At 38.4% G+C, this 16,332-nt stretch carries 11 protein-coding genes, 1 tRNA gene and 1 pseudogene; 3 read left to right on the top strand and 10 right to left on the bottom strand.

The genetic code is table 11. The features are described from left to right. Positions 1 to 96 precede the first annotated feature (96 nt). From DMZ48_RS14045 to DMZ48_RS14010, 8 genes and pseudogenes are all read right to left on the bottom strand, one after another. Positions 97 to 822, bottom strand: coding sequence for a PH domain-containing protein (locus DMZ48_RS14045; RefSeq protein ID WP_143955795.1), 726 nt, complete (start codon positions 820 to 822; stop codon positions 97 to 99). Between the two features lie 164 nt (positions 823 to 986). Next, on the bottom strand, positions 987 to 1,463 hold the full coding sequence (locus DMZ48_RS14040) for a hypothetical protein (RefSeq protein WP_143955794.1): 477 nt from the start codon (positions 1,461 to 1,463) through the stop codon (positions 987 to 989). Positions 1,464 to 1,552: 89 nt separating this feature from the next. Then, positions 1,553 to 3,127, bottom strand: a complete 1,575-nt coding sequence (locus DMZ48_RS14035; protein WP_143955793.1) for an AAA family ATPase — start codon at positions 3,125 to 3,127, stop codon at positions 1,553 to 1,555. Positions 3,128 to 3,293: 166 nt separating this feature from the next. Then, a complete protein-coding gene (locus DMZ48_RS14030; RefSeq protein ID WP_143955792.1) occupies positions 3,294 to 4,331 on the bottom strand; it encodes a hypothetical protein in 1,038 nt (345 codons plus the stop codon). A 149-nt stretch (positions 4,332 to 4,480) separates the two neighbouring features. Beyond that, the gene (locus DMZ48_RS14025) at positions 4,481 to 4,906 is read right to left on the bottom strand and encodes a hypothetical protein (RefSeq protein WP_143955791.1); all 426 of its coding nucleotides are present in this window, start codon (positions 4,904 to 4,906) and stop codon (positions 4,481 to 4,483) included. Between the two features lie 256 nt (positions 4,907 to 5,162). Next, positions 5,163 to 5,705 (bottom strand): annotated as a pseudogene (locus tag DMZ48_RS14020) (tyrosine-type recombinase/integrase); the annotation flags it as partial. Further along, positions 5,668 to 5,928, bottom strand: a complete 261-nt coding sequence (locus DMZ48_RS14015; protein ID WP_143955789.1) for an Arm DNA-binding domain-containing protein — start codon at positions 5,926 to 5,928, stop codon at positions 5,668 to 5,670. The gene DMZ48_RS14015 and the pseudogene DMZ48_RS14020, both read right to left, overlap by 38 nt. Before the next feature lie 249 nt (positions 5,929 to 6,177). Then, positions 6,178 to 6,262 (bottom strand) — tRNA-Ser (locus tag DMZ48_RS14010). Positions 6,263 to 6,586: 324 nt separating this feature from the next. On the opposite strand from DMZ48_RS14010, the gene DMZ48_RS14005 reads away from it, so the two are divergent. Continuing rightward, complete coding sequence (locus DMZ48_RS14005) at positions 6,587 to 7,354, top strand: LuxR C-terminal-related transcriptional regulator (RefSeq protein ID WP_143955788.1); 768 nt, start codon at positions 6,587 to 6,589, stop codon at positions 7,352 to 7,354. Here DMZ48_RS14005 and DMZ48_RS14000 read toward each other — a convergent pair whose 3' ends face one another. Further along, positions 7,355 to 9,505 carry a cation:proton antiporter gene (locus tag DMZ48_RS14000; protein ID WP_143955787.1) on the bottom strand — a complete coding sequence of 717 codons (2,151 nt, stop codon included), beginning with the start codon at positions 9,503 to 9,505 and terminating at the stop codon, positions 7,355 to 7,357. Between the two features lie 596 nt (positions 9,506 to 10,101). On the opposite strand from DMZ48_RS14000, the gene DMZ48_RS13995 reads away from it, so the two are divergent. Both DMZ48_RS13995 and DMZ48_RS13990 read left to right on the top strand, forming a co-directional pair. After that, entirely contained in the window at positions 10,102 to 11,100 is a 999-nt protein-coding gene (locus DMZ48_RS13995) for an aldo/keto reductase (RefSeq protein ID WP_143955786.1), read from the top strand. 451 nt (positions 11,101 to 11,551) lie between these two features. Then, the gene (locus DMZ48_RS13990) at positions 11,552 to 14,041 is read left to right on the top strand and encodes a glycoside hydrolase family 95 protein (RefSeq protein WP_242009215.1); all 2,490 of its coding nucleotides are present in this window, start codon (positions 11,552 to 11,554) and stop codon (positions 14,039 to 14,041) included. Here the strand turns inward: DMZ48_RS13990 and pbpC are convergent. Further along, complete coding sequence (gene pbpC / locus DMZ48_RS13985) at positions 14,038 to 16,332, bottom strand: penicillin-binding protein 1C (protein WP_242009214.1); 2,295 nt, start codon at positions 16,330 to 16,332, stop codon at positions 14,038 to 14,040. The genes DMZ48_RS13990 and pbpC overlap by 4 nt on opposite strands.

The following is a 16,332-nucleotide window of genomic DNA, read 5'->3' as shown; positions in this document are numbered from 1 at the left end:
GGTTAATATGCGTTTATTTTCGGTTTGGCACGAACGTTAGCAATTCCGAGTGGATTCGGACGTAGTCGAATCCGCCGTAATTGCGGTTATACGTTGTTACCCAACGTTTTTATTTGTTAATATTATTTCAGCTGCTTTCACAGCTTCCTTCTGATATTTTGATTTGTTTGTCAAAATTTCATTCAATTCGTTTTCAGATTTTGATTCAAATTTTTCCACAAACTTTTCCGTTTGACTTTTTTCTTTTTTCCTTTCCAATTCTTGTTTTAAAGTTAAAGCTTCTTTAGAGTCGGATTTGTTAATGTATTGAAACATTCTAAATCTATACTTTGTATTCTCCACAATTGGTTCGTCGTGCAGAAAGTCCACAATTAAGTTTGAAATATAATATCGGTCTCCATTATTAAATTCCAAATCCCAGTATGCAAGGTCAGAGTTTATCATTTTCCAGCGCATTGCGTTGTCAATCCGATTTTTGTAATAAATTCCTAAGTGATAAATTGAAGATTTTATTTCCGTTATTTCATATTGTTTTGATACTCCGTTTTTGATAATTCCGATGCTGTTGTTTTTTGTGTCAATCTTAATTTGCGTATTCTTATTTTCTTTGTAATAGTTAAAATAAATAATGAAATTCGGTATATTATAGATTAAGAAAATCACAGACATTATTTTGACAAACAAAAAGTCCAAAACAAATTGCTCTCCTTTTTTCAGATAATAATAAATAGGCGTTATAATTATCAAACCAATAATAAAATAAATATTCTCCCTCAAGAGGATTTTTAGAAGCTTGTTGTTATGTTCAAAGGTTTTTTTCAAATGTTGGGTAACGCTCCGGTGTATGAGCCGTTGCCTTTGCAGTTCGTGAACTGCGCTAACTTTTGGCTCGATTTATATTCACGGACTAATGTAAGAAAATTTTTAAATAGGTGAGAGGAACCAGCAATGGCTTATACAGCTTGTTGTAACACGTTTTTATTTTTTTAGTTTTCCAATAAAATAGGTTCATTATAGACTTTCATATTCAATAAATCAATTGTTCCACAATTCGGCTGGTGATATTTTTTTGAGTTTGGTATTCCGTATTTATCTTTTTCCCAACTTGTATTAAATTTGTATTTCAGCGTGTCCAATTTTACTTCGAGAATCTTTGATTGATGATTAACTAATTCCCATTCATAGTTTTCATTTTTCCAACAGATTCCTATTTCATCTCCGATTGGGTCGATTCCACTTTTGTCAATTTTTATATAATCAGTTTTTGGAACCGAATTATGTTCTCCATTTATTATATATCTAGTTTCCCCTTGAGTAATTACAGTTATGCATTGCTTTTTGTCCAAAGAATAAATTCGGAAATTAGTCCGATTAGTGTGGTCTCCAAAAGCGACAATGAACGCAATAATAGCAACTACAAAAAGTACTACTGCTATTAAAACTATTTTAATTAAAAATTTCAAATTTGAGGTTTTGGTAAATGTGTTACAACGGTTTGACTATGCGCAGTGTCCCGAAGGGCATTGCGTATAGGTTTTGTTGTATGCAGTTTTTAATCATTTTTTTTCGAAAAGTAAGTTACCCCTTTCTTAATAAAATTAGTAAATGTATCCTTCAATCTTGTGTATTCAGGAGTGGCTTTGAAAGCAGTCCAACAGAGTTCTCTTGCTTGTGAACGATCCGCAGCTAGGCCGAAGTGCGACATTTCTTGAAAAAGCGTGTGGTGGTCGTTGAAATTATAGGCAGATTGTAACTGCAGATTTGGATTTGCGGACAAATATGCATTTACTAAAAACTTTTCAGGAGCCATATATGGATAAAGAAAGAACGAAAATTCGTTATTGTTGTCATGGTAATTCGAATAATTCGGGTCATTCTTATAGTCGCCATCAAAGACACATACGTATCCAATCTTCATGCGCATTTGAGGGAAGTTGCGTTTATGCCTTTCGTAGTCATTCTTTACTTCATTTATTGGTCCAGAAGATATAATGTTGACCAATCGATTAAAGTTTTTGTGAGTTTGGTTTATCTCGACAAGTAGGTTGCGAATAATAAACTTGGCCTCTTCATCTTCACAATAAAGGTTTAATAAAGGATGTGAATTAGAGTCCATCCTTGAGAACGCCGTATTACGAGAAATTTTCGGTATAGCTTCATAAGTTCCATCCAATTTTGTGTCAATGAAAACACGCGACTTTTGTGGAAATGCCCCCATTAATGTCGGAGAATGTGTGGTAATTATAAACTGCTTTTTATGGTGCCATGACACATACTCTATTATGTCCGCCAATTTTCTTTGAATTGTTGGATGGAAACCAGCTTCGATTTCGTCAATTAATATCAAGGAGTTGTTTGGAGCATCGAAAATATCACTCAATATATTCAACAATGACTCTTCCCCTGATGCAGCATTATAGCTTGAATATGAATCGCCCCTTGGTGGTTTAATAAGATATGCAACTTTGTTAACGTGAGAGCCGATATTAAATACTTCTATATTGGGATCTAGATCAAATACATAAGCGAAAGCTAATTCCACATCGTTTAGCAGTCTGTTTTGTACGTTTAGTTGACCAATTTTTCTAAATAAACTATTCGAAAAATTTCTAGCGGGCATAACTCTTTCCAAATCGATTAGGCGAACTTCTTTGTCTCTAATTTTTGCATTCATCCTATTAAGGTCCGAACTGTATTTAGCAAGACCAGTCCAAGCCTTACTTGTAGCTGACCTTTTCCCTTCACCCTGTCGGTCATCATTACCTTTTCTCCAAAAAAGGCGATATACATAGTTGTTGTTAACTGTTTCATGGTTAGTAAACGAAATTACGTCTTTCCACTGATGATCTCTTAATTCTGTTTCCGGTTTGGTTGCATCATATTTTTTAAAATGATTGTGAGAGCATGCTATCAGAAGTAAAATACTTGTTTTTCCAATTTTATTACTTCCACTAATAACAGTTATAGGGTGTTGGAATTGAATTTTAAGGTTTTGTATATGTCTAAAGTCATCAACTTCAATTCTATATAGATATTCTACAAAGCTATTCTGAACCCCATTAAAGGTGTTAGGGTCATAAGCTAAGAGCCTTGACTTTGCGCTATTAATATTTTGAAGGTTCAGCATCTCGTTTAAATTGCACACAACGCTCTGGTGTATGAGCCGTTGCCATAGCAGTTCGTGAACTGCGCTAACTTTTTGCTCGATTTATATTCACCGACTAATGTAAGAAAATATTTAAATAGGAGGGAGGAATAGGCAATGGCTTATACAGCTTGTTGTAAGCCGTTTTTTATTTTATCATTTTTAGTTCTGTTCCGTCATAAATCCCAATTCCATTATTTGAAGTCAGGAACACAAGTCTGTTGTCGGTAGTGAAAGTCAATCTTTTTACTGACATTGAAACTCCTATTGCCAAAGGTTCTCTATCCCAAAGTAACTCTGGTTTAAAAATCAATTCAGGATTTTCTATTCTTCCTTCGTTCGGAATAGCGGCACGATAAAAACCTTCTGTTGTGGCAAAATATATTTTGTTGTCAAATGCATTATATGTTCCTGGGCCAACGAAAATCCCACCACCAAATGGATTTGTTTCCGTTGTTTTTCTGAAATCTTCACTGTCATAAATTTTAATAGCAGTATTGTTTTTAATTCTAAAAATATCACCACTATTCATAAAATGTTGAAGACCTGAAGTGATATAAATGTTTTGGTCTTTATCTTCAAATACCGACTTTGGAAAGAGTAAACCAAAGTTTAGACTGTCAATGTCCGCACTTAGTTCTGTTCTTCTTCGGGTATCGAAAATCTGAATAGAACCACCAAACTCACCAAAACTCTTAGCCATCCAAATTCTGTCTTGACTGTCAATGAAAGCATATTGTGGCATGTCAAAGTATTTGTTTGTCCGTTTCCTAAAGAGGAATAAGAAGCGCTTTGACACAATCATACCATTTGGCTGGTGTTTGAAATCTGTCCAGTATTTATCTTTTATCGGGTCATAAACAGCGTAAGGAACTATTAGAAAGATTTCATCTGTAGAGTTGAAAAAGATATCAGTGACACTGTAGTCCTTTTTTAGTTCAAGGTGTAGGTCAATTGAATAATCGTTTTTGTCAATCGTGAAAATTTTGCCTTTTGCTGTGCCAAGGTAGATTTTATTTGAGTTGTCTTTGGCAATGGAGGTATACTTTACAACATTTGTGTCAGTTGTAAAGGTTCTATTTAATGACTTTAAATTCCAAACATGAAGTTGTCCACTTGAATTTAATGCGTAAATATTTTCATCACTAACGAGCATTTTCGTAAAGCTTGGATTTACCTTTTTCAAGCTGTCAGTTTGGGCAGAACTGTCAAGTACAAATAAAAGGAGTAATAATATTGGAATTATGTGTCTCACGTTTTTTTTAATGGCTTACAACGGTTTGTGTATGGTGCGTATCCCGTAGGGTATGCACTATACACTTTGTTATAGGCTTTTTATTCTTTCCATTTTAATTTACCCTTAATCGAATACTCTTTCATACAGTCCGTAATTACTGAATCGGGATATTCAACAAATTCAAATTGAGATTTCTCGTAGAAGGCTTTTACCTTGTTTTGGTATTCCTTTTTATTTCTATTGTCAAAGAGATAATCATAAAAACTCCAACAGTGCCATCCATTATTAATTTGGATTACGTCAAATTGAATTTGAGTTACTATAAATGCAGGGAAATCTCCTATTTCTTCTAATGCAAAGTAGGATAGTTCCCCGATATTCAGTTTTTCTTTTTTGCATCCGTGATAAATGTTGGTTGGAGTAGTATCTGTCAAACTCCCGATTAATTTGGGAATGTATGATTTGCCCTTTCCGATTATCTGCCAATAAACATCAGCCGAGCAGTCAAGAGTGTCTGTCTCCATAGTTGCCAATTTAGCTATCAAACTGTCTTTAGTTACAGGTAGTCTATTGTCAACTTTTTGTTCGGCTAATGTTTCTGTTAATTCCTTTTGGTTGTCAATTTCATTTTCTGAGCGTTGATTTGAGCAACTGAAGAGGAATAAAAACAGGGTAGAGAATATTGTCAATTTCGTTTTCATTTAAATTGCCTATAACATGTGTATAAACACACTGGTGTGTTTATTTCTATTAAATATCCACTCAAATATAAGCAAATACCTACATGTCTAAAGGGTTTTTTATCGCGCTGAAACTGTTTTTGGCTACATGAGTATATAGCTCTGTGGTTTTAGTGGAGTTATGTCCAAGTAAAAGTTGTATATATCTAATATCAGTACCAGCTTCTAAAAGATGAGTTGCAAAACTATGTCGAAGCGTGTGTGATGAAACTGGAATTTTTATACCTGCTTTATTGGCAGTATTTGTTACAACTTTACCTACGCTATTGGCGCTGTATTGCTCTTTGGTTTGGCCTTCAAATAAATTATTTTTAGGTCTATATTGTCTGTAATATTCTCTTAAGTCTTTTAACATTTTTTTAGATAAGATGGTATACCTGTCCTTATTGCCTTTAGCATCTCTCACTTTAATAAGCATTCGATTACTTTCAATATCGGTAAGTTTTAAGTTGAGGAGTTCAGAACGTCTTAGTCCGGCAGAATAGAGTAGGGCTATGATGCATTTATGTTTTAGGTTATTGGCACAAGAAATGATTGAAAAAATGTCATCTTTTGAAAGTACTGTAGGTAGTTTTATTGATTTTGTTTTGAATAGAGATCATATATTTATTCAATTCAAGAACTTCTGGTGTTTTTCCTTTTATCCTGCCAGTATCAGAATTCCATTTTTCTAATACTACTTTTCGTTTTATGCTAAATTCACTTCGCTTGCCATTAACCGTGATTCGTGCATAAACAGGAGCTTTGCCGTTTTTATCAATATCATTACCACGTGGATAAAATAGGAAAGTGTAGGTATTTTGCATCGGTGCGTATTTTTTTATTCCCATTAAAGGTAAAAAAACATATTTTCGATTGCATTAAAAACCCTTGTAATCTACTAATTTACAGTGCTTAACAAAGAATTCGGCGCGTAAATTTATTTTGAAAAAGTACGCACCGAATACCGTTCATATTATTTGATTTTGAATGATTTTATTTGATATCAAATAAAATTAAAAAAGCCCATAAACATAGTGTTTACGGGCTTTTGGTGGAATTTGTTAGATTCTCAGCGGAGAAAGAGGGATTCGAACCCCCGGAGGTGTGACCCTCAACAGTTTTCAAGACTGCCGCATTCGACCACTCTGCCATTTCTCCAATATGTCGTGGATACTTTTTCAAGACTGCCGCTCCCGATAGTTGTCGGGACGACCACTCTGCCATTTCTCCAGTGCTGATCCTTCCGTCTCAGCGGGTGCAAATATAGAAATCTTTTCAAATAAAAAACAAGTTTTTCACGAATAAAATTGAACCAAATTTTAATACTTTTTCAACTTGCCCTAAAATGAATGAGTTATAAACAGACTGAAACCTATATTTTGCTTTTTTGATCCAATTTTTATGGCAGACAATATATTTTTTGAGCATTTATGTAGACGATTCAAGGGAAATTCGTAAAATTGAAATGGATATCTGTAATCTATGCTTACACCTGACGTTAATAAAATGTATAAAGTGTGGGAAGATATGATCCATTCGGAACGTAATCCCACCGCAATGCCTGACCTCGATTTTGCTGAGATTGTCAGCTCTGTATTTAGTTTAGGTCCCTCTTATCACTATATTATCGATTTCTATGATCTCAATGTGTCAAAGATCAGTGCTGCCTTTGAAACCATCCATGGTCAGAGTCCGGATACCATTCAAACCATCAATGATATTCTTTTGCTTATTCACCCCGAGGATATGGATTTTGTAGCCGAGGCTGAAAAGAATAGTTTTAATCTGGTCAAGGAAACCATCGGGATCGAGAATATAACCCGGTATAAATTCTCTTATAATTTTCGTTTTAAGGTTGCCGACGGAGGTTATCGATTGTTCAACCATCAGTCACTGGTGCTTACGGTGGATGACAATAATAACTTTGTCAAGTCGCTGAACATTCACACCGATATCAGTCATCTTACTTCTGTCAATAATAAAAAAGTCTCCCTCATAGGAATAGGCGATAGTTCCTCTTTTTTGAATATCGATCTGAGTAGAAGTTATGCGAATGCTCCGTTGGTGTCTCCTTCAGAGATGAAAGTACTGCGCCTGATTTATAAGGGGATGTCTAGTAAAGAGATTGCCGATCAATTATGTATCAGTATTCATACGGTTAGGACGCATCGAAAGAATATGCTGGAAAAATGTAACTGTAACTCTTCTACTGCCCTGATCAATAAGGCGGTCTCCGAAGGATGGATTTGATCAATGATGCTTATTCCTGAATAAATTGAGGATCGATTTACTGATCTCTTCCAGTTTCTCTATAGATTCATAAATTGCAGGATTCGTAAGATCCGTGGAGGAAGAAAATATTCCAGCCTGAATGGGATAGATCAGGATAAAACTTTTATCCGGGTGGTAGGTATTCAGATTTGTCGGTATCGAATTCATTAGAGGATGGTAGGAGATTCCGTTCTTTCGACTCATGATCAGAATCAGATTATCATTCGGACGCAACTCTTGAGTTACTTTCAGGATATGATCATAATCTGAGAATTCCCTGAAATCACAATTCAGCGGATGATTGCTATTGATTTTTTTAATAAGTACTAAGGTTTCACGCGTGCCGTGAAATACCAGTTTACAACCCGAGTTTCTGGCCAGGTTCCATATTTTTATCAACCAATACGGAAATCCTGATTCATATACTGCCTTTTCAGGTAGGATTATCAGATGCCTTCTGATGGTAGCTATCGGCTGAACCGGTTTATAAATGAACGTAGTGACATTTATTACTGGAAGCAGATGTTGGGTCAGATTCCCAAGGAATGATTGAGAGAACCCTTTTTTTTCATGTAAACCCAGTATCAGGTCACTGATTTTGTTTTCCCGAATCACATTGGTTATTCCACTTATCACATTAAGATCAAATCGAAGCACTGGTTGTACGGGTATATCTGAAGCATTTCCGGTTTCTACGGCCTTTTGAAGTATTTTTTGCGCTTCTTTTTCCCCTAGACCTCTGTCCCGGTTTTCATTGACGATACTCAATGCAAATATACTTTCCTTGTGCATTGCGGATCGTAAGAGTATACCCAGAGTTACCAGTTCTTCCGCTGAAATAACCTTTCGAATCGGAATGAGGAATCTTTCTACTTGCTTGATCTTTTCTTCCTGAATCACATCGGTTTTTTGATAAACGATATTCTGTGCTCCTTTTTGAGCAGAAAAGGTAGCGATAGTACAGGTTACCAATATCATTAAAATGGTGCCGTTGAGAACATTTTCATTGAGTAGTCGAATAGGTGTGCCATCTGGAGTCTCTCCGATGATTATAGAATAACCAACCATGACCGCTGCCAGTGTAGCTGCAGCCTGTGCATTGCTGAGTCCAAAGATCAATCTTCGTTCATCGGTAGTAAAACCGTAGCACCTTTGTGTGACCCAGGCAGCTATGTATTTCGACATCGTCGCGATAATAATCATAATAGTACCTACAAAAAGCGTTCGATATTGTGTATAGAATAATTGGTAATCGATTAGCATCCCAACACTGATCAGGAAGAAGGGAATAAAAATGGCATTTCCCACAAAATCGATGCGATTCATCAAGGGGGAATTATGCGGGATAAGTCGATTCAAGGCTAATCCGCTTAGGAAAGCACCGATAATGGGTTCAATTCCGGCAAGTTCTGCCAGGAAGGCACCTGAAAAAACCATGACTAATATAAAAATATACTGACTTACGCTATCGTGATATCGCTTTAAGAACCATCGTCCCAGGATCGGGAATACATAAAGAACCGTGAAACCAAACAATAGAATATAAACCGATAGGCGGATCCAGAAATAAAGATCGGCTTTACCCGTGGTCATCCCAACAATGACGGCAAGTACCAAAAGGGCCAGTGTATCTGTGATCACCGTTCCTCCAACCGTAATAGTTACCGCCCGGTTTCCGGAAAGCCCCATTTTACTGATCAATGGATAGGCGATCAAGGTGTGTGAAGCGAACATACTGGCTAATAAGATCGAGGTTTTCATGGAATATCCAAGTACATACAAACCCGATATGATCCCTAAGAACATAGGGATCCCAAAAGTAAGCAGTCCGAATACCAGACTTTTACCACTGTTCTTTTTAAACTCCATTAAGTCGATCTCCAGCCCGGCAAGAAACATAATATAGAGTAATCCCGCAGTACCGGATAAAATGATTCCACTATCTCTTATGATCAGATTAAATCCATGCGGACCAATAACAGCACCTGCAATGATAAGTCCTAAAAGGGGAGGTGCTTTTATTCGGTTCATAAGAATTGGTGTAAACAGGATGATGATTAGGATCAACAGAAATTTTAATACCGGATTGGTAAGGGGCAGACCTGTTTCTATGAAAAGAGTTATGGCCATGTTTCTGAAGAATTAATGAATCACATCTACCTCAAATAAACATAGAGGGCGATTTATTTATAACTACCTAAATGTAAGCTAATTATGTTTTGCTTTCTATTGGGGAGATGTTAAAGCCGTTAAATTTTTGAGAACAGTAAATCCATAAAGCTATTGCATAAGGTTGTTAGCATTCATTCAAATCAATTCTCAATTAGTTTAAGTTACCCAGTTACATGTTACATGTTACATGTTACCTTGTGAAGCAGTAACGCAGTAAATCGTATGCTTTATGCTGTTTTCTGTCTTCTACTTTCTATTGAACCTCTAGAATCCATAATTCATAATCCATAATTCTCAATTCTCAATTCTCAATTCTCAATGAATATAAGTTACGCTGTTAGATGTTATCTTTTAAAGCAGTAACGCAGTAAACTGTATGCTTTATGAACTTCCCAAATTAGTGTTGACCGTTTTAGACTTAATTTTCATTATTAATTCTTAATTCTTCATTCTTAATTCTTAATTCTTAATTCATAATCCATAATTCATAATCCATACCCCTGCACCATTCAAACAATTTTAATACCTTAGACTTTCTTTAAAACCGCTGAAAAATGAGTCATTTTGAACCTAAGCCCGAACGTTACGACCTGATGAAATATAACCGCTGTGGTAACAGTGGCTTGATGCTACCCGCCTTGTCTCTCGGACTTTGGCATAATTTCGGAAAGATCGATGATTTTAAAAATGCACGAAAGATCGTTTGTAAGGCCTTTGATCATGGTGTGACACATTTTGACCTCGCTAATAATTATGGACCGCCTCCGGGATCGGCGGAAAAGACCTTTGGAAAGATTCTTAAAAAGGATCTTAAATCATACAGGGATGAAATTATCGTTTCCTCCAAAGCAGGATATACGATGTGGCCGGGACCTTATGGTGACTGGGGCAGTAAAAAATACCTGGTCTCAAGCCTGGATCAGAGTCTGAAGCGTATGAGGCTCGATTATGTGGATATTTTCTATCATCACAGACCGGACCCGAATACTCCACTGGAAGAAACCATGGGAGCGCTTGATCTGATCGTTCGCCAGGGAAAGGCATTATATGTAGGGATTTCCAATTATAACCCGGAACAAACGGCCGCTGCTTCTAAAATGCTGAAATCAATGGGTACTCCCTTCATAATTCATCAGGCCAGATATTCCATGTTCGACCGTACGGTTGAAGGCGGATTACTGGATGTAGTGGAAAAGGAAGAAATCGGTTGTATTGCTTTTTCGCCACTGGCGCAGGGCCTTCTGACCAATAAATATCTGGGTGGAATCCCGGAAGGAAGTCGTGCAGCCTCCCACAGAGGAAACGGTGCTATTGAAGAAGACCAAATCTCCGGTGAGAAGATCGAAAAAGTGCGACAATTAAATGAGATTGCTGAAGGACGCGGACAATCACTTGCTCAAATGGCACTGGCTTGGGTACTTCACGATAAAAGGATCACTTCTGTGATTCTGGGGGTAAGTAAAAGCAAACAGTTAATGGACTCTCTGGAGTGTCTTAATGGGCCGGAATTTAGTAAGAAGGAGCTTAAGGCTATTCAGGGGATTTTGGGGTGAGGTTTTTCTAAAGAATAAGTACTAACCCAGTGTCGATCCTGGCCTCAGCCTGCGGCGAGGCAGGAGTGTCGATTGCCTGCTGACGCTGCGGCAAGTGTCGTCGCTATTTGTGGGCCTTTAGCCCAAAATGCTAGAGTGACCTGAGCTACTTGTGTTTCGCAGGCTCAAGTTTTATTGCTTCGCGCGGCTCAGTTTTTTCTCTTCGCGTGGCTCATTGTTAGTGAGTTTAAATGGTTTATAGTAATTTCGAAACTCCATTCTCAATTCTCCATTCTCCATTCTCCATTCTCAATTCTCCATTCTCCATTCTCAATTCAGTCACCACACACTCACTATTGTCACCAGTGTCACTAATGTCACCAACATCACCCTTACCTCATAGAACCGGACGGTTATATAATTTAATTTTAGTATATTCTTCGACAGATTACAAACTAATACTACTACTGACTTGAAACGTATTTTACTTTCCATAAGTTTAATGGCCGGAACGCTGTTTTCCGGCTGTGATCAGCAGCAATATAACATCACTGAATCCTCTGGGAATCCTATGAAATTATGGTATGATGAACCCGCTTCCATCTGGGAGGAGGCACTACCGATCGGTAATGGCCGTTTGGGAGCGATGGTATATGGAGGCATTCAGACGGATACCATTAAATTAAATGAAGAAACGGTATGGGCAGGAGAGCCGGGTAATAATATTCAACCCGCCCTCAAACAATATCTGCCAAAGATTAGGTCCCTGATCTTTGAAGGTAACTATGAAGAAGCACAAAAGTTAGCAAATGAAGTGCTTCCGAGAAGAGCACCTGAAAATAGTAATTACGGTATGTGCTATCAACCCGTTGGAAATCTTTTGATCCATCAGTCAAATATAGATTCAATATCCGGTTATAAGCGTGAACTGGATATCGAATCTGCTGTTGCTTCAACGACTTATATAGCCAACGATGTTACCTATACAAAAAAGGCATTTGCCTCGCTTACGGGCGATATAATGGTCTGGGAATTATCTGCTGATTCGTCCGGATCGATATCTTGCTCACTGGAGTTGAATTCGCCCCAAAATATTAAAGAAACAGTGATCCGTGATGGTGTTTTGATACAAAACGGTATCTCAGGAGATTATGAGAATAAGGCGGGTAAAGTTGAATTTACAACCTTGGTGAAACCTGTTCTTTACGGAGGCAGCCTGATTGCAGAAGGAGATAGATTAACGATCGAAAATGCAGATAGGGTTCTCGTGTTCATCTCGATTGGAACAAATTTTATCGATTACAAGGATCTCTCCGGAGATGCTCATAAAAAAGCTTTGGAACTTATAAATGCTTCTTCTGAAAAGGATTTTGCCAGTCTGGTGGAGGAGCATACAACGGAATATCAAAGGTACTTTAACCGGGTGAAACTGGATCTCGGCACTTCAAATTCCGTACAAAAGACTACTGATGAACGAATCAGAGATTTTGTAAAAGGGGAAGACCCTCAATTGGTTGCATTGTATTTTCAATTCGGAAGATACTTGCTTATTTCAAGTTCCAGACCCGGTACTCAGGCAGCTAATTTGCAAGGGATATGGAATGATAAAATGAAACCCTCATGGGATAGTAAATATACCGTCAACATAAACACGGAAATGAACTATTGGCCGGCAGAGGTTACCGCTCTTCCCGAAATGCACGAACCTTTGTTCGATCTTATCGGGGATATCGCTGAAACCGGTAAGTCTTCAGCCTCTGAGATGTATGGCGCGAAGGGTTGGAATATTCATCATAATACAGATATATGGCGTATATCGGGGGTTGTAGATGGCGGCTATTACGGCTTATGGCCAATGGGGGGTGCCTGGTTGAGTCAACACCTCTGGCAACACTTTTTATTTACAGCGGATAAGGATTTCCTTCAGGAAAAATACGATATTCTAAAAGGCGTCGCTCTATTTTATAAGGAAGTATTACAAAAAGACCCTGACAATAAATGGTGGGTTGTCAGCCCTTCGATGTCACCGGAAAACTCACACCATTCAAAAACCACTATCGCTGCCGGTACCACGATGGATAATCAATTGGTATTTGATGTTTTTACCAATGCAATTCGAGCTTCTGAGATTCTGGATACCGATATCGAATTTGCCGATTCACTTCGTCAGATATTACCAGATCTTGCACCGATGCAGATCGGAAAATGGGGCCAGTTACAGGAATGGATGGAAGATTGGGATGAAGTAGGTGATCATCACAGACACGTTTCCCATTTATACGGACTTTATCCCTCCAATCAGATATCACCTTACAGAAACCCTGAATTATTTTCTGCAGCAATGACTGCTCTAATGGCCCGGGGAGATGAATCCACTGGTTGGTCAATGGGATGGAAGGTAAATCTATGGGCACGTTTGCTCGATGGAGATCATGCCTTAAAACTGATCACAGATCAGTTGCGGCCTTCAATACAGAATGACGGTAGTCAGGTAGGAGGAACCTATCCAAATCTCTTTGATGCACATCCTCCATTTCAGATCGATGGGAATTTTGGTTGTACATCAGGTATTGCCGAAATGCTTTTACAGAGCCATGACGGTGGGATCCATCTTTTACCTGCTTTACCAATGACCTGGTATTCCGGATCTGTTGAGGGATTAAAAGCCAGAGGAGGGTTTACTGTTGACATGACATGGCATGCAGGTGTGATCAAATCTGCGGTGATTTCCTCTGAAAAAGGCGGAATCTGTGTGATTCGATCTTATACTGCATTAACAGGAGAAGGTTTAAAGGAGACCAACGGTCCCACAAACAAACCATTCTTTCAGATCCCGGAAATTAGACAACCATTGAATCATTCTGAAAAAGAGCTAAAGGAATTGAAATTAAAATCTGTATTTGAATACCAGCTCACTATAGGAAAGGGTAAATCGGTAGAATTAACTGGAAGTAACAATTAATCAGTGGTTTCAATTTTTAAGGTTCGGGTTATTTCAATGCCGTTTTCATCCAGAGCAGTGATTCTGTGATATCCCGGTTCTGGTTTTATGGCCATTTCATGAAATTCCTGAGTCATGCCGATGTATTGGTCGTCAACATACCAAAATACTGAGTTTTCTGGTTTGTCATGCGCGATCTTAAGGATGAGTTCATTGGTATTACCCTCAAAATCTTTTGGTAAAACCACGGATGCATTTTGCTTTGGAAATATGAATTGCATGGAATTTCCAGTACCCGGATCACAACCCTTACGATAAGGGGGGAGACTTGAATAAGTAGCATTGGAATGTTTATAATAATAGGCCATGAGTGGTGGAAGTGTAAACCATGAAGTATTGATGATCATATCGGTTGGATAGCAGGATGAATTTACCCGGTATTGTTGTTTTTCATCTAGATGAACCCATTGATGGTAAGGACAACTTCTTGCTCTTTCACCGTTTATCGGAACCCATTCAACTGTGCTTTCACAGGCAGGCCCCGCCAGGTAACCGCTTTTATGACAGATGTTCACTTCGGTCATGGCATCATAGGGCGGGTTGAACCATTCGGAACGCGGCAATATATTAAATACATCGAACATGATTGGGGCAGCGCTGCTTACTCCAGTCATTTCTGGACGGCCTTCACCATCTGCATTACCGGTCCAGACTCCTACAACATAGTCGGGAGTCACTCCGATAGCCCAGGCATCGCGGTTTCCATAACTTGTGCCGGTTTTCCAGGCGATTGTTCTGGAAGAATCAAAATATTCCCAGGTTTGATCACCTTCAGGACGATTGACGGCAGTCATTGCTTTAAAAGTATGATAGATACTTCCGGCATCGAAAAGGAGCTTTTCTTTCTGTTTGATTCCCGGATCAAAGGATTCATTTCTATAAAGCAAAGGTTCCGAAAATTCTCCTGTATAGTATTCACTTGAAGTTTCATTAAAATGATTCAGGGTCGATGCTAAAGCTGCATAACTTTTACAGAGATCCCATAGATTGCTTTCAGCACCTCCAAGAATTAAGGTCAATCCATAATGATCCGCTGATTTATTGATATCGTTAAGGTGGAGTTTCTCTATCTGATCTCTAAAACGCCCGAGTCCGTAATTCTGTAACAATCTAACAAACGGTACATTCAGCGACCTGGCCAGAGCAAGATCAGCAGGGACAGCACCCTTATAGGTTTCGTCATAATTCTTGGGACTATACCCGGCGATCTGAGTCGGGATATCTGCAATAAGAGCAGCAGGTAAAAGTTCTCCTGCATCCAACATGGCAGTATATAAAAAAGGTTTTAGAATACTTCCGGTACTTCTTGGGGCTCCTATAATATCGACATCCTTTTGATGGGTTTTATTCGTAGGTGAATTACCAACATAGCAAAGTACCTGCCGTGTATGTATGTCCATAACCAGTACTGCACTATTATAGATGCTGTTTTCTGATAAGGTCAGATAATGCTGTTTAACTATTTGGTTTACCCGCTGTTGTAGATTCAGATCCAGGGTGGTTTGTACACGCTCTCCTGCATGGTCTTTTGCTATTTTTTGTACTAGATGAGGTGCGACCTGGGGTAATGGAAATGGTCTTTGTGGTAAAGGCTCTGCAAGGGCCAGCGTATAAGTCGTCTTATCAATAATATGCTGTTCGAACAATTTTTTTAATAACCCGTTTCTTTTTTGACGGAGCGCATTTTGGTTTCTACCCGGATAGATAAGTCCGGGAGCATTCGGTAAAACTGCCAGCGTTGCACTTTCTGCCCAGGATAATTGTTGAGCTTCAATTCCAAAATATCGCCATGAAGCCATTTCGAGCCCCACTACATTTCCCCCAAATGGTGCATAGGATGCATAGAATGTTAAGATTTCTTCCTTGGAATACCGAAGTTCTAAACGGGTAGCCAGAACTAATTCAATTATTTTTTCGAAATAGCTTCTGGGCTGATTTTGACGAGAAAGTCGTATTACCTGTTGGGTCAGGGTACTTCCGCCGCGAATAATTTTTCCGGCTTGAATATTGGTGGTCATGGCCTTTAACATGGAAACCGGATTAAATCCCGGATGTCTGTAGAAATAGGCATCCTCAAAATTGGTGATACAGATCCTGAATTTTTCTGGAATACTGTCCATGACCGGGAAACGCCATTGACCATCTGTAGCGATCTGTGCTCCGATCAATTCACCATTACGGCTCTCGATTACCGTGGAGGTAGGAGCCTCAAATAATGGATCAGGAAGGCAGAAATAATATAAAACAAGCAT

It is taken from the genome of Robertkochia solimangrovi (assembly GCF_007279655.1).
In the GTDB taxonomy this organism is placed as follows: domain Bacteria; phylum Bacteroidota; class Bacteroidia; order Flavobacteriales; family Flavobacteriaceae; genus Robertkochia; species Robertkochia solimangrovi.
This window is presented reverse-complemented; position numbering and strand designations above follow the sequence as displayed.

Coding starts and splice junctions, on each gene's coding strand:
- pbpC (WP_242009214.1), bottom strand. CDS start 16,332: ATGCTTGTTTTATATTATTTCTGCCTTCCTGATCCATTATTTGAGGCT.
- DMZ48_RS14000 (WP_143955787.1), bottom strand. CDS start 9,505: ATGGCCATAACTCTTTTCATAGAAACAGGTCTGCCCCTTACCAATCCG.
- DMZ48_RS13995 (WP_143955786.1), top strand. CDS start 10,102: ATGAGTCATTTTGAACCTAAGCCCGAACGTTACGACCTGATGAAATAT.
- DMZ48_RS14015 (WP_143955789.1), bottom strand. CDS start 5,928: ATGCAAAATACCTACACTTTCCTATTTTATCCACGTGGTAATGATATT.
- DMZ48_RS14005 (WP_143955788.1), top strand. CDS start 6,587: ATGCTTACACCTGACGTTAATAAAATGTATAAAGTGTGGGAAGATATG.
- DMZ48_RS14025 (WP_143955791.1), bottom strand. CDS start 4,906: ATGGAGACAGACACTCTTGACTGCTCGGCTGATGTTTATTGGCAGATA.
- DMZ48_RS14035 (WP_143955793.1), bottom strand. CDS start 3,127: ATGCTGAACCTTCAAAATATTAATAGCGCAAAGTCAAGGCTCTTAGCT.